We start from the raw sequence: 26,733 nt of genomic DNA, 5'->3' as shown, positions 1-26,733 counted from the left end.
CGATCGCGATCCGGAGGAGGCACAAATCAGCTAGGCGGAGGACGCCTCTGAAGTTGTGACCGACGGCAGTAGCGCCGCAAACGCCGCCTCGATGGACTAATGGCCGGCGATCTTGCGGTCGATTGTCGCGGATCAGCCGGCCCAGAGATGGTTAGTTGAGCGGTGCTGCAATTTCATGGACGCCGGAGTTCACGTTCCTCACGGTAGCTGTCGTGTTGTTGATCAACGTCAACAGCTTATAGTAGTCGACGACCTTGGCGTTGGCGATATACAGCACGTCCTTGGTCCGCATCTGGAAGGCAGATGACAGCAGGAGTCCCGACGGATCGCGCAAGTTGATGCGGTAAATCGTCGGTATTTTATCGAGAATGAATCTCCTGGTGTCGACGCCGAGTTTCTCAAGGAAATGGCGATCTTCAAATCGGTAGACGTAAATTTCGCCAGGGTCTGACTGAACGTCGGAAAGTCCGCCTGCTTTGCCTATCGCTTGAGACAGCGTAAGCGTCTCAACATCGAAGGGTATTTCCGAATTAAATCCGAATATGTTTTGATTCAACGCCCCTAGCGCCGTGAAGGTCGGGGCTTCATGATTGATGAAAATAACGTCATTCGGCCGAATGAAAATATTTTCGCGCGGATCGTGTACAATGCGGCTCAGCAGGACCCTCGCCTCCTTGCCGTTCCGTTGGAGTGTGACGTAGCTCTCGATGGCCTGGAATTTGGGGCCGCCGGCGCGCGCCACCAGCGCGAGCAACCGCTCGCCAACGCTGTTAAGCGGTAACACGCCGGGCGCGTTCACATCTCCCAAGACGCTCACAACACTCGCATGCTGCTGATTGAGGCTAATCACAACCTGTGGCTCGATCGCGCGATTTCGCAGCCGAGCCACGACGGCCTCTTGAATTTCGGGAATTGTTCGCGCGGCAGCGGGAACCTCTCCAGCGTAAGGGACGTAGACGCTACCCTTCTGATCCACGGCCTGCGGCGGCAAATCGACGAAGTTGCCAGGGCGCGCTCCCGAGGCAGTTCCCGGTGTGAACAGTCCGCCCGGGGCCGCTTCAAAAATCGATATGTTCAAGATGTCACCGACGCCCACGACCTGGGTCGGCTTTGCGCGCTTATCGGGGAACGTCCCCGCAAAAGTTATCAGATTGGGCTGCGACAAGAAGCCGATGGTATCTGAGCTGATGTCCACCAACGCGTACGGTAGGGATGCCGTGGATCTTATCCCGGCGGTTGCATAGCCGTTGACAGCGTCGCTGGTCGGACCGGTTCCTGGAAACAGGCCGCAGGCTGGCAGGAAACCAGCCAGAGTGATGGCAGAGAGCGCCGGAAGACGATTCAGCATTTCAGAGCGCCCCGATAGTCGTTGCGATCCATCCGCCCGAAACGGCTCGTTTGGGTAACACCAAATCCGCCCCCATCCGTTGAATTGGTCCAATTACGATTAATTTGTTACGATTGATTTGCCGTTAATTCAGCTGCTGCCCTCATCGATAGCTAGACCTTACAGACGAGCCGGCCACGTTCAAATAGCCAGTTTGGGCCGCCAAATCCGAATCACGCGGGTTGTGGCATCTCCAACACACCATTTACAGTTCTGGGCGCCCGCTTTGCCTCGCAAAGCCCCTAAAGAGCCCTAAAGAGCCCTAAAAAGGCCCAGAATGCCCAAAGGTGCCGCGATCTGTTCTGGTCTCGGAGTTCCTGTTAACCTGTTTTTTTACAGTTTCGCTTTGTTTTTGCCCTGATTCGATTGGCGGGCCAAAGGCCGGAAGGCGTTTCGGAATGGGATACGCAGCGATTACGCTGGCGATAATGGGGTTCGTGGTGGGCCTCAGATTTCGGCTTAAGGTATTGCTACCTATCGTGGTGCTTTTGCTTATTGGTTCAGGGATTTTTGCAGTTCTGCAGGGATGGCACTTTCTCACCACACTGCTTGCGATCGCAGCAGCTCAAACAATCCTCCAGCTGGGTTACTTTTCGGGAATTCTTTTACGGTGGGCCATGAGTGGCAGGTGGAATTGGCGTCCGCTTTTCTGATAAAAGGGCTGCAATCCCACTGTTTTTGGCAATTTTAGTAAGAAGTTTCCATTCGCAGCGTCAGTTCAGGCATTGTGATCGACCACCTCGCCCGCAACGGTAAAAAGTACCGGCCAGCGGGAAGAATTTTTGGAGCACCCCCGTCAGGGGGAAAAGGTCCGCCCCCTGACGTCGGAAGTCAACTTCCGCGTGCAACGACGCGAACATCGTGCCCGAGCCCAGATCGCTGCAGCGGGCCACCCGGCCCGCCAGCGGCCCTCCGACGGCAAATGGCACAATGGCCGGCGCCATCGGCAACCGGCTGGTCGGTCGGCACCCCAAATGGCGGCCCGAAACGGATTTCTATCGGTTGCGGGCCATATTTTGGGACCCCCACTTGATTGATGGTGCGATGCAACGTGCGCTGGTGCCTTCAGCAGTTCGAATCGATCAGAGAACTCACGGAAACCTTCCAACGCCCCGAATCGCGGTTTCCAACGCGCCCAGTAAGCCCTTCCTCTTGGCTCATTGGCCCGGGACAGGTCGTTTTTGAGCTTGGTTCGGGCGAAGTCGGAGATTTCTAAGTGCAGTTGCTCGGGATTCTGTCACACTGGATCCAAGCATCTTGGCGAGGTACCCCAATCGCGTTAGTATTGAGGACTGCTACGGCGCCGGTTTAAATAATCAATTTCAATGGTCATGAAATGTCATCTGCATCCAACATCGCTTTGGTCGCCGCTCTGGTTGGAACGGCATTGGGCAGCACGCTAACAGAGGCCTCAGCCCGCGGACGACCATTTCCCATGACGCTATGTGGTCCCGACCTCGCCTTTCTCTGTCCGATCCATGGATATTTCGATCTGCCACCTTTCCATTACAGTTTGGCGGTCTACCCCGGCTGCATCCAAATGCGGCGCGTTGAAACCCCCCAGGGTTATCGACGCCGTCCTGTTCTAGTGTGCGGCTAGAAGGCTTGATCGCGACGATCGTTCCTTATTGGGAAAAGCCACGCCGAGCCTGGATGTAGAGCACGACGCTGCTTGATGCGCTTCCGTCGCTCATTATTTACTTACGCCCTTTGCGACGCCCCTGGTCGGCGCAGCGGCGGGCACATTCCGATTAACAGAATTGTTGATATTGTTGATGTTGTTGACGGGCGGCTGATCAAAAGTTCTTGTCGAATTCACGCCGCGATCTCGGATAAGATTTCCATTACCATCTCGCGCGTTTGAAACACCGTATTGGGCAGCCGCGCCCGTGACAGACCCAAGGAAGAAGACTACCGCCATAAATTTCATGTTAAGCCTCTCATTCAATCGACCGTATAGCACAATAGCGGCGAGCCGCACACCCACGATGCCGAAATTAGGTGTAGCCGATTTATTTCGTACGAGTTCCCTACATAAACTTGCCAAACAGGCGCGTTGGTTCAAACGAAGTTAGGGACACGCCAAATCGCCCATAAACGCCGGCGACGCGATGAGACTTTCGGGCGACCATCGCGTTAGGCGCGCTCCACATCGGGTTTGTCGGGTAAGTCGCCAGACCGGCGATTTGACTTATTTTTCCAGAGACACTCATAACCCCCCTCCTCTCCGCAAAAGCACCAACAGCGCAATAGACTTGTCGATGGCTCAGTGAGCGTGCAACAGGAGACACAAGGTGGCGATCAGACTGAAACGCCGACCGGACGTCCGTTTGCCCTCAGCATGATCCGCTGGCTGACCTTATGCCCATAACGGATCAGCTTACGCTCCCACGTGATATAAGAGAGCCAGGCTATCCCGACCGTGCAGCACCAGGCGACAAGAAAGAAAACGATCCGAATCTGGAGCGCCTGTGATTCGAAAAACGAATCAATCGCCTCACCCATCAAAAGCAAAACGAGTGCGTGCAGTAAATAGCCGCCGTAGGAAACCTGTCCGACGGCAACCACAAAAGGATGTTCAATCAGACTGAACACCCTCCATCCGGCGATCGCACCGGCCAAGGTGGCGGCAGCGCAGGAATTCATCACGATGTAGACGAAGACCTCTCTCTTCTCGCCGTATAGCACGCCGGAGACAATATTTCGGATTGCGTCAATGCCATGGGCTCCGAGCCTGATATTAATGACGATATACGTTGCGACGTAGACCGTAGCCATAACGAGGGCTAGCCACGCCGATTTCGTAGCAAACTGGGGATGGCGCCGAATCGCCGGTTCGAAATGGGCGAGCAAAGCGCCCATCGCAAAGGCGTCGAACTGCCCAAAGGAAGAGGCGTACACTCCGAATGCGATGCGTGCGGCATCCCATCCATGCGCCGCCATCTGCCAGGCCATCACATTTCTCAAGACGGGAACGAGGAGGCAGATTGCAATTAACCCAAAGATAGCGCGGTCGCGGTTCACCAGCAAAATCAGAATTGGAAAGAGAACGTAAAACTGCTCCTCGACGCTTATGGTCCAAAGATGACCAAAGGCTGAGAATTGCGGCTCAACGCTAAAGATCATCCTCCAGTTATAAGTGAACGTGGCCAGATAGGGCAGCTCCCGATACTGCTCCGGGTAGCCCAGCAGCCGAATGACCAATAGGCAAATAAGAATGTACGCGGCATACGGCGGGACGATCCGGAAGATTCGTCTGAGCACGAAAGAAAGATAGTGGAAAAGCGGGGCTGGCTTAAAAGTGGCTTTTTCCGCAATGAGGTTTCGAGAGATGACAAATCCTGAAATGACGTAGAACAGCCAAACCCCGGTCCATCCAAATGGAAGCAGTTTGCAATGCTGTGCGATGACCATCGTCATCGCAAGGGCGCGTAACGAGTCGATCGAGTAAATTCGTTCGGTCTTCAATTAACACACTCGACCAATTGGACGTGATCTCCGATCACCACCGAAACCGCACCACCGGTGGAAACCGCGGTTGGCTCGGAAGACCGGAGAACGTCGTAAACCTTGACGGATTCGCAAGGCTTGTCGAATGTCAGCGTCGCAGTGATCCCGTCGGCTTCGAGCGGCTGCCCTGTGTCACGATCCCAAAACATGGTCTCCCGCCAAACTGCGGCCACTTGAGTGCCATCGGATTTCATCAACCCCAACGTAAAAAATTGGTCACCGCGCTCCGGTTTTTGAACGTCCAAATGAAAAGATCCATTGGGTTCCGGACGGTTGGGTTCGGCGGCGGACCCGCCTTCTCTCCCTCCGAGAACTTGCACAAGATTTCTGATCGCCTGGGCCGCCACTTTGGGCCGATTTTCAAATGTGAACAGGCCGAAATGGAATTCCAGTTGCTTCGACGCCGGGTCCGGCTTCTGATCCAGCAGCTCGTAAAAATAGAGTTTGTCATAGCCGGATCGTGCCGCATCAAACAAGCCATTTAGCAGGCCTTTCGCTTGCGTGCGCTCGTCGACACCGATGACTAACCATCCACTTTGAGGCATCGTCGAATAACCAAATTCCGTAATGACTTTCGGAAGAACCTGTTGAAGCGATTTATACGCTTCGATTTTTTCAGGATTGATCCAGATCGACGGCTGCTGCCCATTTTGCGCATAGGCATGCACATTCATCACGTCAGCATATCCCTCCAACGACGACCCGTACGTGACTTTTGGATCCTTAAGCATCTCGAACCCCGTCATGTCGATGACCGGGATATGTCTAACGTCCAGACTTCCTTTGAAGGATTGGTACAGCGCCTTTTGACCGGCCGCAGCTGCTGCGAGCCCGCTTTGATCCTCAAACGTCACGGGAAAATTGTTGATTTCGTTATAGCCTTCGACGGACGCTACCGAGCCAGGTACCGCCTTCTCAAGGTTGCGGACCAGCTCCACAGCCTCTGCTGGACGCCAGCTGCCGGAAAAAATCAGGTCAAGCTTTATCCCTGCAAAGACCATACGTCTCAGCGCATCGCGCGCTTGCATGTCTGCCGGAGCCCCGGTGCCCGGCATGAGGTCACGTACGTGACTGACGCCAAGGAACCTCAGGGCCTGCAAGACATTTGTCGGGTTCGCGTACGCGCCGTCGGTGTAACGCATGTGTACGTTGACGCCGATCATCTGGACCAATTGCGACGTCGATATGGACCTCACTTGACCGTACGCCTTCGGTATTCGCATGGGAATAACCACGGCTCCGATCACGACGGCAAGGATAGCAACTATACGCATTGCTTTATGGAACCTCATCCGTGCGCAGCTTTTTTAACAGTCCTTCCCCGCGCAGCGGCTTAGCCGCTTATAAGAAGGCTGACACAAATAAGCATATAAGATAACTCGTTCTTTTTAAGACTACCGAATTTAAGACGACCGAAGAATTCGTCGGCCCCGAACGACCTGGCTTCTCACAAAACCAGCACTGGCGGAATCCTTCCAGGCAATTGCGGCGAAGGCAAAGAAAGGCATCCCCAGATCGGTCAAGGAACCCGAGATAGTCGCTGTAATCAGCCAAGCAATGCAGGCTGACTTGGCAGCTTGTCGATACGCACCCTCCAGCGAGTCGTGCGCTCCAGTGTTGTTTCCGCCAAAAAATATGCCTGCGAAAAATAAGGCAAATAATCCCGCGCCAATGACGCCGAGATTGGCGATGACCGCGAGCGGAAAACTTGACGTGCGCATACTTCCGTTACCTGCTCCAAAACCGAACGTGTCGACGAAAACCTGCCAAGCCTGGACGTTCCATGAGGATCGTTCCTCTCCGGAAGAGCTCGACAGTTTGCTGAACACCGTGGTGTCCAGAAGGTTATAAACATAGGCCGAAGCTTCTTCGTTCAATGCTATGGCGCAGCCAAGGATCGCGAATACGATCGGGGCGCCGATCAGGAAGAAAAACATCTGCGAAGTCAGCGGCCGACGCATCACAACAAAAAGTATCTCAGAATAACTGAACAACAACATCGCGGCGAGCCCTACAGTGGCGGTCGACGAGGTTGAGAAGATAAGCGCGCAGAGCGATAGCAGGGACAGTGTGAACATCAGTCGCGGGCGCACGCCCAATAACCATAGCTTCGTTGCAAATGCGAAATAACCCAGCGTCGCCGCTCCGAATGCGGACGCTTCAATAAAGGAACCAACTATTCTCTTGGAGCCGGCCAGTTCGGTTTCGGAAAGCAACGCATAATTGGCATTGCGGATAAATGCCAGCAACTCGGTTGTACCCGTCGCGTAAGTCGCGAGATCGAGCCCGGCAAAAATCAGGTTAAGGATCACGCAACAAACCGCGGCATTTCCTACAGTCAATCTTCCCGTTGTATCCCTGGCATAGCCGTAAATCAGGATGAAGCAGATGAAGTCTGCGATCAAATAGATCGACTGGGTCAAGTTCGCCATCGTTGGTGCGAGCGGAAAATTGAAAGAGTCTACGGCGCGGACCGCGATGACGAACGTCTCACCCGCAAACAATCTCGGCAGGAAAAATGCCGAAATCGCGCTGTAGACAACGGTCAAGAGCAACCAGAAGCCGGGCCGGCCTGGGGCAATGCCCTCGGCGATTCTCTGAAGAACAAGACGGTCGGCAATCAATTTTACGGCAAGAAATCCAAGAAGAAGATGAGCTGGCGATATGTTAGTCCCGCCCAGCGAAGTCAGGACAAACGCCGCGGCTGACCCCAAGAGCGTCGCGCAAAAGAAAGCATACAAAATGAACGATGCGTCGAAAAAAAAGCCGGCCAAACCTATCGCAAGAGCAAGAACTCCAACCGCCTGGATTGTCATAGCACCGCTCGACTACGGTTGGACCCATTCGCCACTTGTTCACCCTTGTTGATGCGCAGGAACGACATTCCGCAAAATGACCAGAAACGTCAAAAAATGTCGGCCGGTTATTTCCTCGCTGCGCCGCCGTTAGAGCAAGGGGGACATTTTCTGAGCCCAAAATAGACGATTTATTGGTATAATTCGAGAAGAAAAACCGTACCGGAGCCGAAGCAATGGAAATGAAGCGATCCATTCCGGCGAGATCGTTAGGCGCTGTTGAGAGCTCATCCTTCTGGGTTCGTAAATCGGCCCAGAAACGAGATCAATCTAGCGCCCATGACGCCGGCCGCCCTACCCGCCATTTACTCAAGTGCATGGATGGCCGGCCGTCTTGTCCTCATCGATCTGCCAAAGATGGGCGCTTGACTGCGCTAGGCGCCAAAACAAGGCGACACGCGCGTCTTGGCCGCTTTCGCGCGCTCTCGCGGCGCGCTAAAATGGCGGGCAGGCGAGGAGAGGACCGAGCGTCCGTACATCGTCGAAGTCGGCAGTCGTGAGGTTGGAAGGGAGACTGTTCCCGGCATGGATCCAATCAGTTCTAGGATGAGGCACTTTCTTGCGTTTGTTGTGGTGGCGGGAATAACCGCGGCCGTGCTGCGTCATTTTTTTCATGTCAATGTCGGCTTCTCCCGCGAGGAAATTCGCATGGGGGCTTTGATAGCAGCGATTGTCGCAATTTTTCTTGTGGTCGTTTTATTCCGAAGGAAGCGCCGGCCGTGAATGGCCATGACTCCATCGCCAGGTCCCCAAGCCGCCCCCCTCAATCGTGACTCGCGCCATTGGCGGTGACGAGATCGTGGACCGGTCGGCTTGCAACCTTGCGCTCTTCTGCAGAACCACGAATGCTCCACCACAGTATTCACGGTGCCGCATTAGCCTCATCCGCGCAATGCGGCGCACAATCGAGCATTTCGCGAACCGCAAGCGCCGAGACCATGCTGTCGTAACAGCCGCGGCCGAGCAGCGGGTTGAAAGAAGTGCCCGGATTCTCAAAACCGGCCAGCGCAACCAGGAGTGGCCAGTCTTAAAGGTGTTGGCTTTCCCCAGCTTCCGCAGCACCGGATCGGTGGCGAACAGTCCGGTCGATCTCACCTTGACCACAGACCGGGCGTTCTTTGCGATACCTGCCTGGGGGCTTGCTCTGGCGGGCAAATTAATTGGCGTTTTAAGTGGCATCCGATCTTTTTTAGCAAGAACAGCCTAAGAACAACAGCTTAGACAGGCGAGAACCTCACAGAATTAAAACGAGCCATTTTAATGATGAGCTTGATTTAACAAATAATATTAATTATCATTTAAAATCAATACGCTATTCGGGGCCAAATCAATAAATCGTTCTCGAAGGCTATTTTCAGAATTTCTGTTGTAAAAAACGAGTTCCACCATGCATTTGCGTACATGGCTCACGAAGGACGGTGCCGCTGCGCACAGTGTGACTATCACTTTGGTACTTATTGTCAGTGCGATTGCTGGTCGTCAATTTTTTATGGACGGAGCAAGCTCTGTCGTGCAGTCGTTTCTCGATCCATTGTGGTATCCACAGGACCAAGAAACGCCGAGACGCTTTTTTGCCGTACTGTGGACGACTGCCCCGGTTCGGCTGATCGGTCTCTTCTTTCCTTCACAGATTCAGCTTGCAACCTTCGCGTACGGAGTTGTTACCTACTGTCAGATAGCGCTTCCGGCGATTATTATTATAAATTCCAGGTTGAATGCTCCCACTAAGAGCCTGCTGGTCACATTGTTTATTTCCGCCACGATCTTTCTTTCCAATTTCGCCGCAACGGAGCTCCTTTTTGCATTGGGTCTTACAACGATTTTCGTCGTATATTCCCTTGACGCTGAGCGAGATCCTCAAGCGTTCCGGCGGCTCTTTATTGGATTTTTACTTCTGGCGAGCTACGAAATTGTCGCGCTGTCAAACATTGTGCTGGCAATTGGCGTCTATACCGGCCGGCGATCCAAAAGGGTCTCGTCCAAGGAGCTTGCGCTAGTTGCAATCCTTGTCCTCGCCCTGCCGTTTCAAATAATTTGTCATTATGGCGAGACCACGCGTCCGGGTCACGACGCGTTTCATTGGTTCGTGTTTGCAATAAGCGGAATCTTTATTGCGGCACTATTGGTGGGGGCGATCTACTTGAAGCTTATTGGAGAAAACTTTGTTCTCCGGACCGCCGCTCCTCTTGTTGCGTTCGCTGTTCCGCTTTGCATTTTAATCGTACCGGAATTGATTGGCCTTCGTACGCGGGAATTTCAGTACGCTTATCCATCCCGCATTTACAGCGCCGGCATTGTGGCGTTGATCGCTTCATTACCGATCATTCTTAATCGCGACCTTGTTGAATGGCCGTCCCGATTCTTCGATTGGTTCGGAGAGAGGCCGTTACGTGATCTGGCGATAACGTTTCTAGCGGGGTTCTATGGCGTCAGCATTGCTGCAAGTTTGGATGCATTTCGATATCAACTGCGGCTAGACAAAGAGCTGTCACAATACTCAGGGTTCGTGAGCGTCGAGAGCTGTAGTTTTTGTGCTGAGCCCACGAAATTCGGGTTGCCAAATTTGAGTCACCCTCCGGTTTGGCCGGCGTACGGCATGGCGCATACTCTTATGCATCCGGAACTACCACCGGTGGTGACCTTTGGGCAGGGCGGAACGAGTGATGTCCCAAGGGAGCTAGTTGATGCGTTCATGGCGCGTCAGCTAGCTCTCAGGAATATCAGCAGCGACGCGGCTCCTTGGGACGGCAGCTTTTCTGAGATCGATCTGAGTTCGGCCCAGAAAGCCGGCAATCGCGAGCGGCGCCCCGATGACTTAAAAACACGACCTCGATCGGACCTGCACATATCATCGCAGCTCCGGCGCGAGTTTTATCGGCCTGAATAGACCTCAATACCAAGATCGCCTGAGCGGATGCACCGCACTAATTGATCACAAGGGAAGCTGGATCTTCTTGCACTTGGCAATGCGGTGCGGCGGCACGTTATTCGCAAGGCATCAGGGCAACCTCGGCGCGAGACCCCTCGTCGGTCGCTCGTTTCGAGCACTCGAGAATGCCAAGGCACCCGGATTATGAATTTTGGATCAACCGACGGCCGCCCACCAGCGCCTTCAAAAATCGTCGTCCTACCCCCGCCTGCGCTTCGAACGATCGATCAAGAAATCATCCATTTTCTTGCCTGCCTTGAGCTGCGCCACCATCCACCGAGGCTGCTTACCGCGACCGGCCCAAGTCTCTGACGGGTCCGAGGGGTTTCGGAATTTAGGAACGACCGGGGGATAGTTCCGGCGGACCGCACGGCGTTCACTGGGCGACGAATTTTCGTTTTTGTTCTTCGCTCGATCAGCATTCAAACTGCCGTTCAGTTTGGCAAGGCGCTCTTCTAGCTCGCGTTTCTCCGAAGAGATCCTTTCTGACAGAATTGCCCCTACCTGTTCGTGGAGAGCCCACAATTCGTCCGCGGACAACGAGGTTAGATGGTACTTGCTCAACTTCATCACAGTTCCAGGATTTGTGCCAATACCAAAATTGGCCGCTCAGCGCCCTTTCTCATGTAAACCATTAAACCTTCCGTTTTCAATGCTTCTGATTGTCGTTTGAGCATTTTTTCGCACTGTTAACAAAATTCTGAACTTCTCCTCACCATTGAATTGGGCCTCCGATTCGCGCCGAGAAATGACAGATTGCTGATGTTGCGGTGCGTTTACCCTCCCCGCGGAGCTGCAATTGTCCGTTTGGACAGAATCCGGGTCGCTGCGCCCGTTGACCGAAGAGTTCAATGAAAGGGTTCATCACGACGATGGACATGTTAGCCGGCCATTCGACGCGTCGTGACTTGCGGCCAAGGAATTGAGCAATCCAAGTCGCACAACAACTGTTGCCGAGATGACCTCGCGATACGGTTTTGAAAACCACCGCGGCTTCGAAATCCGGTCCCTTTTCCCGGGATTTACCGCAACGTAGTTGGAGAAACTCAACCGGAAAAACGATATGTCTGGTTAGTCGCCCTTCGCTAACGGAGGGCCATGGACCTGGACGCCCGATTGCGCCATTTGGTCCGGTCAACCGACAGCCAGGCTTCGCGACGTCGGCGAATGATCAGTCGCCGCAGAAAATCGTTTTTTGCCAGTCCTTCCGCGAGCTGCTGGCGCTCTTCATCGATCTTGCGAAGGGACAACTCATGCCGGCAAATTTCACCCTTAATCTGTGCGCGGGTGTAGATATCTTCTCCACTTTCATTCCCAAAAGTAAATTGCGAGCCCATTTTCTAATCCTTACTCTGAACGGAAAGATATAATTCGGCCCCCACTTCTCCAGAATGAACTGATGTTCACGTAACTTTGCGACAATACGGAGACGATCACCAGAGGAAATATCCGTATGCGGCAATGTGCCTTCAGCACAATATGGGCCTGCGGAAGGCACCCCGGTGGTGGATTCCGTCATCCGTCAGGTCCACGACAGAGTTAATTTGCAACCTTGACGTCCAGCGACCCAGGCTCGTTTGCTAGTAGTTGAACGCGAACTTCTTAATAATTCAAACGGCAGGATGGCTATCCTCCGTGCCTATCTGGCGCGGCTGATCTTGGTCGGCGAAACTCCATACGAACTGCCGAACTCTCGAACCAACCGCCCTTTGCCTTACGCATCCTGACTTCCCCTTGCAGGTGCGGCGTCCGCTTTTGCTTACGCCCCCATCCGAACTCCACGCCCATGGACGCGGTCGCGACACTGCGCTGTTTAGGCCTTGATGAATTCGCGTTCGAATTCCGGAAAGCCGCCCAAGATGGTCACATCAGCCGACCGGCAGTTGTCGTGGTGTCTGTCCATTCTCCCCGAGGGATCGGACTGACGCTTTGGTCTGTAATGGCCTTTAGGAAGCAGCAGCAGATCAATGGTGTACTTTGCTAGGTCCTCTTAACGACAAGAGTGTCACCGGTTTTCAGGAAGCGATTAATTTGGCCAGTATGGCCGGTCCGTTTTTGCGCCGACGGCGGCCTCGTCGATTAGCACGGTCGCATTCCGCCGCCTGCCGCGCTTCAATGCTAGAGCCGTCACGCCTCTGCCGGATTAGTCTGACATATGTCCCAAGTGCCGACTTGAACTTAGGGGCAGGAATGGCGCTGTCCGTCAAAGCCCGTGTAAGTTCCGGATTCTGCATTGTAGCTCCGATAGTGGAGGCAGCGGTGGCCATCCTCTGGGCTCTTGGCGCGCTCGCCCGGCTCCTGCTCAACGCGCTTCTTCGGCAGTGGAAGTGCTTCGACGGGTTGAGCAACCGGTTTGCTCTCCGGTGGAGGCGCGCTATCCGGCTGCTTTGCGGCCTGCGCGGGCGCCCCTTCTGCAGCGGGTTTCTGCTCCACCGCCTTTCCGCGTTGGCGTTCGATAAACTCCTTGCATTGAATCGGGAAAACGATTTCTCCAGAAGCGGTCAGCCCGATCGGCATACAGGCGCCGGGCGGGACATCTTCCTTCACTGAAGGCTCCGCGGGAGCGCGGCTCGGATTCACCGTACCGGTTGTCTGAGCGAGAGCGGCGCTACTCGTGACCGTGAGAAGGAAAACCGACAGATGCTTCATGGTTTCTCTAAATCAATGTTTCATCGAGAGTTCCGACCGTCAGGAATTGCTCCAAATTGCCAATCGAAAAGAAGAACTGCACGATATCAACCAACGTGATGTGTTCAGCGGTACGTACTGGCAGCCCATTACTTTACTTCAGGTTGATTCCGCCGCTCGAACCCTGGATGATCTACGCGGCAGTATTTTGGCGCGATCTTGGGAGCAATGTTAGCGTTCGCCAGTCCAGCGGGCGCCCATTATAGGTTTTACCCGCTAGATGATTGGGCATGCTACCACATAGGCAACATCGAGTGAAGAAGGACCGTGAGAGGTCATCCCGCATTTGCGGCGAAGGAGCAGGAGATCATATCTGCTCGCCTCTGACACCCAGACCTCTGCTGCGGCTCAGGGCGGTGGTTATGTCGTGACGCGGATCTCTCGGGGCATTGTGGGTACGGCAATGGTCCCCGCTCTCCCCTGGCCACCGTTTGGATGCCGCGCAATAGTCTCGGATTACTGGTTGGACCCCTTGCGTTCGCCCGGGATTGCGAAAAGCTCGATTGAACTGTCGGAGCCATATTCCCAAACCTGCCAATTCGACGTACAATTTCATGGCACCATCCACTCGTCAGGAGTCGAGGGACCTCATGCAAAACTTAAAGCTGATATTGACCGCATCGGTAGTGCTTGGGACGACTGCGGTAGCGACGATGAATTCTGCGGAAGCCCGGCGTTACCGGCACGTTGCGGAATACGACGATTATTTGGTGAGTGAGGCCAGCTGCAGCATTGGTCCACCACCGCTTACTTACCTTTATCCTTGGCCGCCCTTTAGACTCCATTTTCCTGTTGCAAATTGGGAGCCGTTCTTTCGACGCCATGTCTACCGATACGGCCCGATTTTGACGTGTGCGCCATCGATTGAGACCACAAGCGCAATTTCTGTGCCCTACTGAGCAGCGACCGCCTTCACCGACGACTAACGCGGGGTCGCGGAAATGACTTCGCGCACCAATCGCGCCAAGCCGCGCATTTCTCCGAGCGGATCGACGGAGTCGCCAAGGCGAACGATGACGAGCTGCTGAGATGGCAAGATGACAATTATCTGGCCAAGATTCCCCAGGGCAAAAAATGCGTCCCGCGGCATGCCCCAGCTGACTCGATTAACGGCTTGCTGGTTATGGCTGCGATTGGTCCAGAAGCCGGCGCCATAATCGGTATCAAGTGTCGCTCTCGCCGAAAACTCGACCCAGCCATTCGGCAAGATGCGGCGGCCGCCAACCACACCGTCGTACAGATAGAGCAACCCGAACCGCGCCCAATCTCTCGCGCTTGCAAACATATAGGATGAACCTTGAAGCGTGCCAGTTGCGTCGAATTCCAGAGTAACGTCTCGCATTCCAAGTGGGTTGAAGAGTTCACGCCACGCAAATTCCAAGGTCTGCTCAGGACCGCCGACACTGTCACGAATTATCCGCGCCAGCAGTTGAACGCTTGGACTGCTGTAAGCAAACCGGGTAGCCGGCGGGGCGACGACGGTCGCGCGTGCTGCGTATGCCGCCATGTCGTTGTGCAAATAGACCATCTGGCTGGAAGCGTCGAAGCCGAGTTTATCTTCATCCAATGCGAGGCCGCTCGTCATGCGCATCAGATGTTCGATCGTAATGTCGCGACGCGGATTGGTGTCGTTGCGCCATTCTGCGATCGGTGCTGGCTCCGCGACGGAAAGCCGGCCCTGTTCGACCAGAATTCCGACCAGTGCATTGACCACAGATTTGGTCATGGAGAACCCGAGCAGTGGCGTATCGATGCCGACATTAGGGGCATAGCGCTCAGCAACGATGGCCCCATCCAGCACAACAACAACTGCCTTGGTTCGTCGATAGGGCGGCGCCGCGGGCTCCTCAAAGGCGTGATCGAGCGCGGCTTCAAGTTTGAGGTTGGACGTTTCAACGGCAGTTGGGCCTCCGATTTCCGCCAGCAACGGCGTTGCTACCTTCAACTCGGCAATACTGGACTTGGGCAGAAGCGGTTCAGCAGAGCCGTGCAAAATGATGCAGCCAAGTCCATCATGAAAGGCCGCGCGGCTCACTGCCCAACCCGCTAACGACGCCCGAACCACTTTGTTGGAACTGTCGACCTCATAGTTCAGTGCCCACTTCAGCCGACGAACGCCTTGACGTTCGATGGTTTCCGCAAAAACAATTTGTGGGTCGAAACCTGATATGAACGTTTTTGAGCAGATGTCATGCGCCACAAGACCGGTGACCACACGAAACGCGCGATCGAGGCCGACGCCTATAAACACAGCCGCCGAGATAACAAGGACCGACAAGAGCCAGATCAGTTTCCGCAACATCAGGTTTGTCTCGCCTCGAAGTGTCAGAAATGAGTGCCGTGTTGACCCGTTGCGTCCATTACCTGGATTATCAAAACAGCGGATTGGCCAAGAGGAGCCCGCATGCGGGGCGCGAGTGCTGACGGCTTTCCTTTGCCAGTTAACCGAACGGTAAGGCCAGTCAGGTGTAAATGCCAATTCTGGCTGGGGGTCTCACAGTGGTAGGCCTCGAAATGACAGAATATTCGGTCAAGGAAATTGGCCATCAGTGGATCGTGTACGCTGATCGGCTAAGCATCGCTTCTTGTAGCGACGAAGCTTCGGCTTTGAAACTGATTGCCGAAGATAGCGCCGCCAACCGCGCAACGCGCAAGTCGGCGGTCCGCGGTATTAGGGCAAGCAAACAAAACCCGCCGGCGTGAACCGGCGCTCCCTTTCCTCGTCCGGGCCCAGCGATCTTTAAGCCCGGGCGAGCGTTGCTGTGAACCATCGTGTTGCGCGATATAGCGGCGTTATTCGGCGTTCACTTTTGAATAGTTCATCTTGCAACCTCACACCACGCCCGTGCCCGTCGATTCAGTTCGACCCTTGCCGGAACAGTCGCTCACATCGGTTTCATAGGCACCCGTTCAACCTTCACCATATCGTTGTGCGAGACTGAACTTGCATCTCCGTCATCCCAAGAAATGGTGACTTCACTCCAGGACGTTGCGATAACCGTGCCCAGATCCGTTGTCGTGGCTCCCCAACAAACACGGTCGCCGACTTTGAGTCCTCTGGATTGATCGCCGGTCATGGGTGCTGTTCCGACCATTGTTGTTGTCAGCGTTCAATCGATTGGCGTAATCGCCATCTCTTCGCCGGGTCTATCCGATGAGCCATCGTCCTTTGTGAATATCGAACTTTACCAGACCTTCGCCTCGCATTTTCAACAGGAGGGACTGGCAGGCTTCCTCATTCACGACATTGGCGCGTTTCATGATCTCATAGACTTTGAGCGGCTTCTCGCGGAGCGCCCTCAGGATATTCTCTCGGTCATTTAGCATGATCAAACTCCAACTGTCGCCGACGGCGCAGGACTGTGCTGGTCGACAGGGCCGTTTTGATGGGCCTGAAGACGGGCCCAATTATGGTCGGGCTTTCCGCGCTCAAGCCCAGCCGCCGGGAACGGAAGTTTTGAATGCAGAGACGGGCGCGAAGTGCGCCTTGTGGTCTGGCGGTCACTCACGGTCTGGTTGCAGGTTCGAGTCCTGGCGGGCCCACCGCGTTTCGCCGGTTGCAGATATCGGGCATTCCGCTTAGAGGCCCCTTTGCTGCCCGGCTTAAGCTGTGCTCGAGAAAACCCGGGATTTCCCCGGCGTCCACCAAGGCCTCAGTGAATCGCCGGTGCGTACAGCCCGGCAACTACGCTTACGCCAATCGTTACGAGCACGATGCCGGAAATCATCCCAAAGAGATAGTCACGCTCGCGCAAGAACATGATCAGCATCAAGACAACACGCAAGATCGGCAGCAGGATGATCAGTGCGATGCCCTTCATGACGATGCTCGTGCCCAGCGTCATGGTGTGCCCATGCGGGACGAGGGATCGGCCAAACAGGGCAACGATCATCCCGAGCGCAGTCACGCTCGACGCAAGCCAGATACCGTATTTGAGCTGCCGCGAAACGAGCCACTCCATCCTGCGAGCTTCGTCCACGGCCTTGTCGTCCATGATCATGCGGCCTTTCCGAACAACTCGATGTGGAAGGCAGAGAGCAGCATCTGCGCCGCAAGGGCTATGAGCACAACAACAAACAGGGCTCTGACTCTTTCATTTGAGATTCGCATCAGGATACGGGCTCCAACGACTGATCCCAGAACCGACCCCAAGGCGACGGGACCCGCAACGGCGGGAACGATGGAACCTCGGATGAAGTACGCCCCCGCGCTGGCCGCCGCGGTCACGCCGATCATGAAGTTGGAGGTTGCCGAGGACACCTTGATCGGCAGGCGGAGGGCGGTGTCCATCGCGGGGATCTTGAGCACGCCGCTGCCGATCCCAAGCAGCGCCGAGATAACACCGGCGCCGTACATCAGGAACATTCCCAGGGGCAGCTGTCGTACCCGGTAGGTGACGCTGCGGCCGAGCATATGGTCGGGATAGCTCGCGTGCAGTCGAAGTGTGTCCGCCCAATTGCCGGGTGTGTCGGCAATGCCGATGTCGACCGGATCGCCGCGCCGGGCGAGCATCTGATGCGCCGACACCAGCAACACGACGGCGAAGAGGCCGTAAAGGAAGGACACCGGGACGAACCCGACGAAGCACACGCCCGTGAGAGCCCCGAGCGTCGTGGTGGTCTCCAGCACGATGGCGAGGCGAACGTTGGTGAGTCCCCCGTCAAGGAAGGATGCCGCGCTGCCGCAGGAGCAGGCGATCACTGAGACGATGCTTGCGCCGATGGCAGTGCGCAGGTCCACGCCGCCAAACAGGGTAAGGATCGGCACGATGAAGATGCCGCTGGCCATGCCGAGCATCCCGCCCAGCGCGCTCGCGCCGACGGACATGACGAACAGCCACGATCCGGAACCGGCATCCATGTCAGGCTTCTTTGGTTTGGGTTGAGGTCCTGGTGCGTCGGGCAAGCCGCGTCACGAACCGGATCAGATCGCCGCGATAGTGTAACCGCTCATAGTCGACGGGCCGATTGCCTGTCGTGTAGGACGTGCGCTCGACGAGGAAGATCGGACTGCCGGTCGGCACTTCAAGCGCCTCTGCAGCGACAGCGTCCGCCGCTGTCGCTTCCAGCTTGTACTCAGCTTCGACCAGAGGCGTGTTGTACTTCTCCTCCAGCAGCGCGAAGACCGGCTCAGCCTCGAGGTCGTTGTCCGCAATCTTCTCACCTATGTCGCGCGGCAAATAAGTTTCGTCGAACGACATGGCAACGCCGTCGGCCAGGCGAACACGCCGGAGTCTGACCACCAGCGTCCCGGGTGCCAATGCAAGTTGGCGGGCGACGGCTTCGTCGGCTGCGACGATGCGCTTGTCGAGCAAGCGGGCGGTCGGGCTTCGCCCCAGCGCCTGCATGTCCTCGACGAAACCGGTCAACTCGGTCAGCTCCTGCGTGATCTTCGGCTGGGTGACGAAAGTCCCCTTTCCGCGTCGCACTTCGACGAGGCCACGCTCGATCAAATTCTGGATCGCCTTCCGCACCGTGGTGCGACTGACTTTGAACCGTTCAGTCAGACCTTCTTCGGGCGGCAACTGGGTTTCGGGCGGCAGGCTGCCGTTAGCGATGCCGGCCGCCAGAGTGGCCTCGACCGTTTCGTAGAGGGGTACAGGTGACATAACGCCATCGTGACGTCATGATGTCTTGATGTCAATGGAGTTCGCGTTAAATTCTCGCCATGCAACGGTTTTCCAAAATAAAAACGGAGTGAGGGAAATGGAATCAATGAGTTATCATGAAGAAGGGCCGCGAACGTGGCACCGTCTTCTCTACCCCAGCACCCGGCCGTCGCTCGCCCGCTGGGCTCCGATCCCCCTGCGCCTGATCGTTGGATACGGATTCATGGAACACGGCTTCGCCAAGGCGGCGCGGGGCTTCGATGCGTTCCCTGCCATCTTGTCGGCGATAGGCCTTCCCGCGCCTCATTTGCTGGGATGGCTCACGATCACGGTGGAGATCCTGGGCGGATTGGCCGTGTTACTTGGCGCACTTGTGCCGCTAGCCAGCATCCCGATGGCGATCGTCCTTTTGACCGCGATATTCACCGTGCACCTGCCCTATGGCTTCAGCTCAATCAAGCTTCAGGCAATAACGGCAGCCGGCGCACAGTTCGGGCCGCCGGGCTATGAAACCGATCTTCTTTATCTCGCGTGCCTGTTGACCCTCGTCTTGGGAGGATCCGGACCTCTTTCGATCGATCGCTTTCTGGCGAAGCGCCCGAGTGGGCGGACTTGACCTCGCGCGAATGGCACGTCCTCCATTGCGTCCTTGGGCGGCATTCGTGGTGGAAGGAGCCTTTGTAAACGATAGCGCATCGCCCGCGCGCGATGAAGGCCGGTCCGTCCGAACACTCCGACTACGCGATGCCTATGTCGGTCAACGGAAAATCGTTCCCCTTGCACAGCAGCGGCGCGTCCATTGCCTTTGCCAGTGCATAGGCGAAGCAATCGCCATAGTTCAGCGCCGCGCCATGCCCGGTACCTTTGCCGTATCTCAAGTGTGCCAAACGCGCCGCCTGCGCCTGCTCTGGCGTTACCGGTTCTATCCGGATGCCCGCCGCCTTGATGAAATCGTCAAGCCATCGTTCAGCCTTTTCCGGCACTGTCTTTTTCAACCCACGCAACACAACCGATACCTCCACCAGGTTGGCTGCGGACATCACCGGATCTTCATCGGCTGCGATGCTTTCCGCATAAACCTCTGCATCCTCCTCCTGGCGAAAGATTGCGATGACGGCCGAACTGTCGACCACGATCATGTCGGCAAGCCGTCGTCGTCATAACCGAGGATTTCGTCCGGGCCGCGTCCGGTATCGGCGAGCGCAGCAAACTGGCTACCAATCTTCATCAATCGGGCCGCGATGCGGTCGGTTCGACGGCGACGGCGCTCTCGCGCGAGACGCTCCCGCAAGGCCAGCGTGACGGCCGAGGTCAGGCTTTCGCCGGTCAGTTCGGCAAGCTCGGTTGCAAGCTTATGGGCCTCGTCGTTTTTGATGTTCAGATGCATCGCCTTCCTCATGGTAGAATTATATATAATTTCTACCATTGATGCAAGATAGGTGTGGTAGCCCGGTATCCGGACCTCTGGAAAGATTGGATCTGTGACGCTGCATCCAGCCATTCAACTAAAATGAATAAGATGGCCACACTCGCCGATCGTTTCGGACCGCGGCGGCCTTCACTGATCGAACCAATCCCTGCCGTTACGACACCAACAGACAGCGGGAATTCGCTCGCGCGCGGAGAGTGCATTGTCATGGACGGCCGGATCGGCATCGTGTCGCGATGGATACTCGCGGCATTGTTGATGTGCGCCGGCCGCTGCTCGGCGGCGCATGCGGAAAAACGCGTCGCGCTGGTGATCGGCAATTCGGCGTACCGCACCGTGCCGGCGCTGCCCAACCCCACGGCCGATGCCAGGCTGATTGCGGATACGCTGTCCTCGCTCGGCTTTGCCATCGTCGGCGGCGGCGCCCAGCTTGACCTCGACAAGGCAGGCTTCGACGAGGCCCTGCGCAAGTTCGGCACGGCGCTGACCGGAGCCGACGTCGCGCTGTTCTATTATGCCGGCCACGGCGTGGAGACGCACGGCCTCAACTATCTGGTCCCGGTCGACGCCCATCCGGCCGATGAAGGCGATGTGTTTGCGCAGATGACCGGTCTTGCGAGCATTCTCGGCCAGATGGAAAAAGCCGGGGCGCGGATCAACCTGGTCTTGCTCGACGCCTGTCGCGACAACCCGTTCAGGGACCGCGGCGTACGCTCGACCACGGGCGGCCTTGCGCAGATGCAGGCACCCATCGGGACCTTGATTTCGTTTGCGACCCAGCCGCGCAGCGTCTCGCTCGATGGCGACGACGGTCACAGCCCGTATACGCGCGCGCTGGCGGAAACGATGCAGCGGCCCGGCTTCGGCCTGTTCAAGTCGTTCAACGAAGTCGGCCTTGCGGTGGAGAAGGCGACCGGCGGCCAGCAACTGCCGTGGGTGTCCTCCTCGCCGATCGCGGGCAATTTCTATTTCGCCGGCAAGCCGCCGACGGTGGACGCCTGGCCGGCGCTGGCACCGCCTGATACGCCCGTTCAGGAAGCCCGGATCACGCCGCCGGACGATCCGCTCCGCCGCGATCTCGTCACCGACTGCGACCGGCTGGCCGGGATGCCCTACGATACCGGGCATGCGCCGGACCTCGCAGGCGTGGAAGTGGACAGGATCAACGTCGCCGCGGCCTCCACAGCCTGCAACGACGCGATCGCGCACTATCCGGAAGTGGTGAGATTTACCTTCGAGGCCGGACGCGTGGCCACCGCGCGGAAGGACTATGTCGAGGCGCGGCGGCTCTACGAGCAAGCAGCCGCCGCCGGTTACGGCATGGCGATGAACAATCTGGGCAGCGTGTACGAGGGTAACGAGGGCGTACCCACCAATTATGTCGAGGCGGGCCGCTGGTACGCGAGGGGTGTGGCGGCCGGCGAACCGATCGCCATGGTCGACCTCGGCTGGCTCTATGAGACCGGGCACGGCGTGGTCAAGGACCTGGCGGAAGCCCGCCGGTTGTACGAATTGGCGACCAAGGCCGGCGTGCCTGCAGGCATGGGCAATCTTGGCCTGATCTATCTTTATGGCAAAGGCGTACCCCGCGATTATGGCGAGGCACGGCACCTGTTCGAACAAGGCGCGGCGCTCGGCAACGCCGCCGCGATGAACAACCTCGGGGTGATCTACAACGAAGGCGACGGCGTTCGCCGCAATGTCAGGGCCGCGCGCCAGTGGTTCGAGAAGGCGGCGGCGCTCGGCAATCCCGAAGCGAAGCAAAATCTGCGGGGGATGCCGCGGTAATGAAAACAACGTTTGCGGTCGCTTCCGCACCGGCAAGGCGGGCCAGGGGGTGTGAAGCGTTTTGGAGCCAAAGCCTGCCCCGACGCAATCCGGGGCCGTACCGGTTCGCGTCAAGATACATCAAAACAATTTGCGGCCTGAAGACGAAAATTCAGCATCCGTCCGGTCAGCCTTGCCGACTTCAGGACAGAAGACGAAACAAATCCCCGCGCGATCGCCAAAATAACCATATCGCGCAGGCGAAATGAATTCGGGGCCCCGAGGCTCTTCAGGCGTTATGGCTTCGGGGGCGGAGCTTCTTTCGGCTTACAGTTTGGCGGACAATCGGCGAACGATTTGGAAATACCAGCGGTTTGAACGATCAGAGCGGCGACAAATATTGAAAGGACAATGCGCACGAGGGCTCTCATGACTATCTCCTGAACCAACCTCAACAATTGGACTGGACAACTCCAGATTGATGCAATGGCGGAAACGATATTCTCGCTTTCAGCTTTGTCAAGAGCGCTTCATCCCCGATGATTTCCGCCAGTTCGTAAACGTCAAATTTCAGAAACTCGTTTTCGGGGCCCAGCGAATCGGATTGTTTCCACAGCGCCTCCATATCGACAGGAACTGTGTTGTGCGGCTTCAGTTTCGCTTCGACCAGCGAGAGCTTTTGCTGGATCGCGCCGCCCATCCACTTGGTCGACCAATCGACGGACGTTCGAAGCGTGTCCGCAGTCGCCAATGCGTTGGGCAAATCGCCCATCCGCCGCAGCGCGTCGATAAGAAGCAGTTTACTCGCGACGCTTCCTGCTGCGCTTCCTTTTTTGAGCAGCGTGATGGCCTCGCAGCGCTGGCTGGGCTTTTCGACCAGGATGCCAAACGGAAAATAGGATTCATCGAAGGCGCTGGAAAACGACGGCAAACCGCTATAGGCCCGGGTCAACCACTCCATTGACGTTCGCGCGTTCGATCGGCCCAGTTCAAGGTCAGCCAGCCGGAACAAAGCCCATTGCGCGGTGAGCGGTTCGGTTGATCCTGCCGCCAGCCGTAGTTGATCGATGGCGGCCGAAACAAGCGGTCCTGCCGCTGATGCGTTCGATTCGTATATCTTCGCTATCCGCAAATAGCTGTCTGCAACAGAGCCGGCGATGCTGGTTGCGAAAAAGCGCTGCTGCGCTTCGGGCATCGCGTCCTTCTGCTTCTCGATTTCCTTGCCGCGTTCCAGCGCGGCGTTTGCAAGCTCCAGATTTGGGGTTTTCAAAAGCAGGGAATAATCGACCATGTCATCGAGCAAATATTTGGTGCTGAGAAGAACGTAAAATTGATATCGTGCAACTACGCTATCCGGGTATCGCTTTGGTTCCGCGATCTTCGCCTTTGCCTGTTCGTAGCCCTGTTGTGCCTTCTCGAACAGCTTGGTGACGCTGTCTTCCCGTAACGTCGATTTAATCCATTGCGCGCACGGCTTGCCGGGGAGCAGAAAGTCAGCGGTCAATTGAAACGTTGCACTCCAAAGCAGCAGTTCTTCGATTCCAGCGGGGGGTTTCCCGTCCTGCTCCCATGATCGGACCTCCTGGAGGGTCGGAGCCAGAAACCGGTATAACCCGGTGCACCCGCCCGCGCGCTCAATGTATCGCAAAGAAGAAGCGACATATCCAATTCTGGCGGCGCGGTTGAAATGCCGGTCTCCGACCAGCAGCGAGAAATTCTCTACCGCCTTTGCGATGATTGCCGGGTCGGTGCTGATGTACTGCGTAGCGGCTAGATGGAGACGGGCCAGATCGGCATCAGGGTCCGCCTGCAACGCGGCTTGGTACTTTTCCCGGGCAGCGCTGATGAACCTGTCTTCTGCATATAAGTCGAAGTTCAAATAATTGTGCAGCCCTTCACTGAACAACGTCAAAGCTGACAGCTTCATCGGGATTGGAGAAATCCACTTCTTCTTTTGAAGCAATTCCACGGTTATACGATCTATCAGCGCACGGTAGCCCTGATCTTTCGGAACAGAAATGGTGGTCGTTGCATCGTCGTTCCCCAGCGAAATCCTCGCAACGAGTTCGTTTCCCCAGATCTCAAGCGTTCCTCGCAACGTGTCGTCGTGAAAGAAAGCCAGATTCTCGAACACGACCTGACTGACCGGTATCGAAATCGGCCCGATTTTAATTGCCTCGAGGACCGTCGCACCTTTGTTCAAGGGTGAAGATCTCGGAATCTCAACAAACGGCAGGTCCGACATGAAGGATTGAACGAGGTCGGGATAGTTTTTGCTCGTAACAGTCTGCCGTGCGCTGTTCGGAGCCGAGGAGGGAAATAGCGACCTGTATTCATTCAGAGCGATCGACAGGCTGGCCGAAAACGACGCTCCCAGATCGCTCGGCGTATTTTGATCGCTCCTGACCTCGAACGGAAGAATCACCAGCTTGCCCTGAACCGCAACGAGAATTTGGATGATGCTGATCAGCGCCGCCGCGGCGGTCATTAGCCCCGCGCCTTGCAAAGACCAGACTTTTCGACCGGCTTTCAACCAGCGTGCCGCCGCGCGCTGCGTTTTGGGTGCCCAGGCGCTCAAACGTTGCCGATGGTCTGGCGATTCCTGGCTCGTTGCCTTTTTGGAAGCCCTGAGCATGGTGCCGTGGCTCGTCCGTCAATTCGTTCGCATTGGAAAAGCATATCAAATACGGAAAGCCGCACCAGCGCCGGCGCGTCTAATCGCAGACAGCAACGCTCTCATTTGGGGGGTGGGTTCGAGGGCGGGGGCGAGGCCGGAGGCGCACTCTGATTCCCCTTTCTGCAATTCGGCGGACAATCGGCGAAAGACTTCGAGATGGCTGTCGTTTGAACGATCAGAGCGGCGACAAATATGGAAAGGACAATGCGCACGAGATGCCGCATGACTTTCTCCTCAATCTGAATAATCGGACTTTGAAAAATTTGGAATGGTGCAATGACGCGAACGATACTCCCGCAATACAAATGACGCTTCGATAATCAAGCATTTCAAATGTCGAACTGGCGTTCGGTTGTCCTGATGGTATGATGCACGTTTCACGGACAGCGTCAATGAAACGGCGCCGTCGGCCCCGGCGGTTGTTGGGGCGGCCTTCCATGGGCATGCTCAGGTCGTTGACGCCATCGCCAGCCGTTGCCGCGCCCGGAGCAACAGCCCGGCCCCGATGGTGATGTTGAGCGCATTCCACAAAAGGCCATTGAGGAAAGCCGCCGCGTAGGAGCCGGTCGCGTCGAAGATCACGCCGGAGACCCAGCCGCCGAATGACATCCCGACCACGGAAGCCAGGATCACGATGCCGACCCGGGTCGCGGCTTCGCTGGCCGGCATCGATTCGCGGACGATGATGGCGTAGCTCGGCACGATACCGCCCTGGAACAGCCCGAACATCGCGGAGATGATATAGAGCGAGGAGAGACTGTCGAAAAACAGATAGAACAGCAGCGCAAAACCCTGCGCCACCGATCCGATCATCAACGTTCTGACGCCGCCGATCCTGTCGGCGAGAAACCCCGATCCGATGCGGCTGACGATCCCGAACGCCATCATCAGCGACAGCATTTCGGCGCCGCGCGCCACACCGTAGCCGAGATCGCCGCAATAGGCGACGATGTGAACCTGCGGCATCGCCATCGCCACGCAGCAGGAAACGCTGGCGATGCACAGCAGCGCCGTCAGCGTATTGTTGCTGAGCCGCAGATCGACCCGCGGCGGCGGCGCGTTCTCATGATCTCGCCGTGTTGCGCCGCCGATCTGGGCGCGCAGCAGCAGCAGCACCATCGTCATGGTCACGGCGCAGAAAATTCCGACAGCGATATGGGTGGTGCGCCAGCCGGCCAACTGCACGCCCCAATTGACCAGCGGCGGCCAGATCGTTCCGCCGACATAATTGCCGCTGGCAACGATGGTCACCGCCAGCCCGCGATAGCGTTCGAACCAGTGCGAAACCTCCGCCATCAGCGGCGCGAAGGTCGCCGACGTCCCCAGTCCGATCAGGAAATACACGGCAATGAACTGCCACAGCGTGGTCGAAAGGCCGGCGGCCACATAGGCCACGCCAAGAAAGCCGATGCTAAGCCCGATCGCCACCACGATGCCGAGGCGATCGGTGATCTTTCCGGCGGCGACGCCGCCGAGACCGAAGCCGAGCATGGTGAAGGTAAAGGCCAACGATACATCGCCGCGGCTGGCCCCGAATTCGGCCTGCACCCCCGGCAGCACGACCACGACCGACCACATGCCGACGCTGCCGATCGAGCCGATCACCAGCGCGAGCGCAAGCCGCACCCAAGCCTGGCGGGAATCAGGGGCGAAAGCTTGGCGACCTTGGGAATCGGAGGGAGCGTGCACGACGGGCAACTTCCCTGCCCGCGGCCCGTGGGTCAAGCAACATGGCGCGATATTGGGCATGCAGATGCAGTGCAACAGGGTTTCCGTCATTCCGGGGCGATGCACTGGCATCGAACCCGGAATCTCGAGGTTCCCCGATGCGCAATTGCGCATCTGAGGTTCGCTTCGCGCCCGGAACGACTGAGGGACGCCG

General features: G+C 56.7%; 24 protein-coding genes. 7 read left to right on the top strand and 17 right to left on the bottom strand.

All coding sequences use genetic code 11. The features are described 5' to 3' along the window. Positions 1-151: 151 nt before the first annotated feature. From B5527_RS05050 to B5527_RS05025, 5 genes are all read right to left on the bottom strand, one after another. On the bottom strand, positions 152-1,348 hold the full coding sequence (locus B5527_RS05050) for a polysaccharide biosynthesis/export family protein (RefSeq protein WP_079600304.1): 1,197 nt from the start codon (positions 1,346-1,348) through the stop codon (positions 152-154). Between the two features lie 1,732 nt (positions 1,349-3,080). Then, complete coding sequence (locus B5527_RS43450) at positions 3,081-3,317, bottom strand: hypothetical protein (protein WP_154072022.1); 237 nt, start codon at positions 3,315-3,317, stop codon at positions 3,081-3,083. Between the two features lie 371 nt (positions 3,318-3,688). Beyond that, complete coding sequence (locus B5527_RS05035) at positions 3,689-4,855, bottom strand: acyltransferase family protein (RefSeq protein WP_079600299.1); 1,167 nt, start codon at positions 4,853-4,855, stop codon at positions 3,689-3,691. Further along, positions 4,852-6,060, bottom strand: a complete 1,209-nt coding sequence (locus B5527_RS05030) for a calcium-binding protein (protein ID WP_154072021.1) — start codon at positions 6,058-6,060, stop codon at positions 4,852-4,854. The genes B5527_RS05035 and B5527_RS05030 overlap by 4 nt, the downstream gene beginning before the upstream one ends. A gap of 240 nt (positions 6,061-6,300) precedes the next feature. Continuing rightward, a complete protein-coding gene (locus B5527_RS05025) occupies positions 6,301-7,713 on the bottom strand; it encodes a hypothetical protein (RefSeq protein WP_154072020.1) in 1,413 nt (470 codons plus the stop codon). A gap of 444 nt (positions 7,714-8,157) precedes the next feature. Here B5527_RS05025 and B5527_RS45895 point away from each other — a divergent pair, with 444 nt between their 5' ends. The 3 genes from B5527_RS45895 (at position 8,158) to B5527_RS05015 (ending at position 10,639) form a co-directional block, all read left to right on the top strand. Further along, on the top strand, positions 8,158-8,475 hold the full coding sequence (locus B5527_RS45895) for a hypothetical protein (protein WP_154072019.1): 318 nt from the start codon (positions 8,158-8,160) through the stop codon (positions 8,473-8,475). A 169-nt stretch (positions 8,476-8,644) separates the two neighbouring features. Further along, on the top strand, positions 8,645-8,959 hold the full coding sequence (locus tag B5527_RS05020) for a hypothetical protein (protein ID WP_079600295.1): 315 nt from the start codon (positions 8,645-8,647) through the stop codon (positions 8,957-8,959). A gap of 180 nt (positions 8,960-9,139) precedes the next feature. Next, positions 9,140-10,639 (top strand): hypothetical protein, encoded by a 1,500-nt coding sequence (locus B5527_RS05015; RefSeq protein ID WP_079600294.1) that lies wholly within the window; start codon positions 9,140-9,142, stop codon positions 10,637-10,639. Positions 10,640-10,879: 240 nt separating this feature from the next. On the opposite strand, the gene B5527_RS05010 is transcribed toward B5527_RS05015, so the two are convergent. The 4 genes from B5527_RS05010 to B5527_RS05000 form a co-directional block, all read right to left on the bottom strand. Next, positions 10,880-11,251, bottom strand: a complete 372-nt coding sequence (locus tag B5527_RS05010) for an H-NS family nucleoid-associated regulatory protein (RefSeq protein WP_079600292.1) — start codon at positions 11,249-11,251, stop codon at positions 10,880-10,882. A 515-nt stretch (positions 11,252-11,766) separates the two neighbouring features. Further along, the gene (locus B5527_RS43440) at positions 11,767-12,018 is read right to left on the bottom strand and encodes a hypothetical protein (RefSeq protein ID WP_154072018.1); all 252 of its coding nucleotides are present in this window, start codon (positions 12,016-12,018) and stop codon (positions 11,767-11,769) included. Positions 12,019-12,859: 841 nt separating this feature from the next. Beyond that, entirely contained in the window at positions 12,860-13,228 is a 369-nt protein-coding gene (locus B5527_RS05005) for a BA14K family protein (protein ID WP_172842484.1), read from the bottom strand. 1,063 nt (positions 13,229-14,291) lie between these two features. After that, positions 14,292-15,671: a serine hydrolase domain-containing protein gene (locus B5527_RS05000; RefSeq protein WP_079600290.1), complete on the bottom strand. Its 1,380-nt coding sequence runs from the start codon at positions 15,669-15,671 to the stop codon at positions 14,292-14,294. Between the two features lie 212 nt (positions 15,672-15,883). Here B5527_RS05000 and B5527_RS04995 point away from each other — a divergent pair, with 212 nt between their 5' ends. Further along, positions 15,884-16,072 carry a hypothetical protein gene (locus tag B5527_RS04995; RefSeq protein WP_154072017.1) on the top strand — a complete coding sequence of 63 codons (189 nt, stop codon included), beginning with the start codon at positions 15,884-15,886 and terminating at the stop codon, positions 16,070-16,072. Positions 16,073-16,254: 182 nt separating this feature from the next. Here the strand turns inward: B5527_RS04995 and B5527_RS43435 are convergent, their stop codons facing one another. Then, positions 16,255-16,446, bottom strand: coding sequence for a hypothetical protein (locus tag B5527_RS43435; protein ID WP_154072016.1), 192 nt, complete (start codon positions 16,444-16,446; stop codon positions 16,255-16,257). On the opposite strand from B5527_RS43435, the gene B5527_RS43430 reads away from it, so the two are divergent. Next, positions 16,445-16,693 carry a hypothetical protein gene (locus B5527_RS43430; RefSeq protein WP_154072015.1) on the top strand — a complete coding sequence of 83 codons (249 nt, stop codon included), beginning with the start codon at positions 16,445-16,447 and terminating at the stop codon, positions 16,691-16,693. The genes B5527_RS43435 and B5527_RS43430 overlap by 2 nt on opposite strands. A 329-nt stretch (positions 16,694-17,022) precedes the next feature. Here the strand turns inward: B5527_RS43430 and B5527_RS04985 are convergent, their stop codons facing one another. Genes B5527_RS04985 through B5527_RS04975 form a run of 3 tightly spaced genes read right to left on the bottom strand, consistent with a single transcriptional unit; the run spans position 17,023 to position 18,978 of the window. Further along, positions 17,023-17,370, bottom strand: coding sequence for a DUF1634 domain-containing protein (locus B5527_RS04985; RefSeq protein WP_079600286.1), 348 nt, complete (start codon positions 17,368-17,370; stop codon positions 17,023-17,025). Further along, the gene (locus tag B5527_RS04980; protein ID WP_079600284.1) at positions 17,367-18,230 is read right to left on the bottom strand and encodes a sulfite exporter TauE/SafE family protein; all 864 of its coding nucleotides are present in this window, start codon (positions 18,228-18,230) and stop codon (positions 17,367-17,369) included. The genes B5527_RS04985 and B5527_RS04980 overlap by 4 nt, the downstream gene beginning before the upstream one ends. Before the next feature lies 1 nt (position 18,231). Then, the gene (locus B5527_RS04975) at positions 18,232-18,978 is read right to left on the bottom strand and encodes a GntR family transcriptional regulator (RefSeq protein WP_079600283.1); all 747 of its coding nucleotides are present in this window, start codon (positions 18,976-18,978) and stop codon (positions 18,232-18,234) included. A gap of 28 nt (positions 18,979-19,006) precedes the next feature. Here B5527_RS04975 and B5527_RS04970 point away from each other — a divergent pair, with 28 nt between their 5' ends. Beyond that, positions 19,007-19,594: a DoxX family protein gene (locus B5527_RS04970; RefSeq protein ID WP_245332502.1), complete on the top strand. Its 588-nt coding sequence runs from the start codon at positions 19,007-19,009 to the stop codon at positions 19,592-19,594. 121 nt (positions 19,595-19,715) lie between these two features. Here B5527_RS04970 and B5527_RS04965 read toward each other — a convergent pair whose 3' ends face one another. Beyond that, positions 19,716-20,117 (bottom strand): type II toxin-antitoxin system VapC family toxin, encoded by a 402-nt coding sequence (locus B5527_RS04965; protein ID WP_079600281.1) that lies wholly within the window; start codon positions 20,115-20,117, stop codon positions 19,716-19,718. After that, positions 20,114-20,365, bottom strand: a complete 252-nt coding sequence (locus B5527_RS04960) for a type II toxin-antitoxin system VapB family antitoxin (protein ID WP_079607077.1) — start codon at positions 20,363-20,365, stop codon at positions 20,114-20,116. The genes B5527_RS04965 and B5527_RS04960 overlap by 4 nt, the downstream gene beginning before the upstream one ends. Before the next feature lie 249 nt (positions 20,366-20,614). On the opposite strand from B5527_RS04960, the gene B5527_RS04955 reads away from it, so the two are divergent. Further along, positions 20,615-22,195, top strand: coding sequence for a caspase family protein (locus tag B5527_RS04955; protein ID WP_079600279.1), 1,581 nt, complete (start codon positions 20,615-20,617; stop codon positions 22,193-22,195). Positions 22,196-22,625: 430 nt separating this feature from the next. Here the strand turns inward: B5527_RS04955 and B5527_RS04950 are convergent, their stop codons facing one another. Together B5527_RS04950 and B5527_RS04945 are read right to left on the bottom strand one after the other, a co-directional pair. Further along, positions 22,626-24,809 carry a hypothetical protein gene (locus B5527_RS04950; RefSeq protein ID WP_154072014.1) on the bottom strand — a complete coding sequence of 728 codons (2,184 nt, stop codon included), beginning with the start codon at positions 24,807-24,809 and terminating at the stop codon, positions 22,626-22,628. A gap of 489 nt (positions 24,810-25,298) precedes the next feature. After that, positions 25,299-26,600 carry an MFS transporter gene (locus B5527_RS04945; RefSeq protein ID WP_079607076.1) on the bottom strand — a complete coding sequence of 434 codons (1,302 nt, stop codon included), beginning with the start codon at positions 26,598-26,600 and terminating at the stop codon, positions 25,299-25,301. Positions 26,601-26,733: the final 133 nt, after the last annotated feature.

The sequence above is a fragment of the Bradyrhizobium erythrophlei genome (assembly GCF_900129425.1).
Lineage (GTDB): Bacteria > Pseudomonadota > Alphaproteobacteria > Rhizobiales > Xanthobacteraceae > Bradyrhizobium > Bradyrhizobium erythrophlei_C.
The sequence above is the reverse complement of the archived record's forward strand: the minus strand, read 5'-3'. Positions and strand labels throughout refer to the sequence as shown.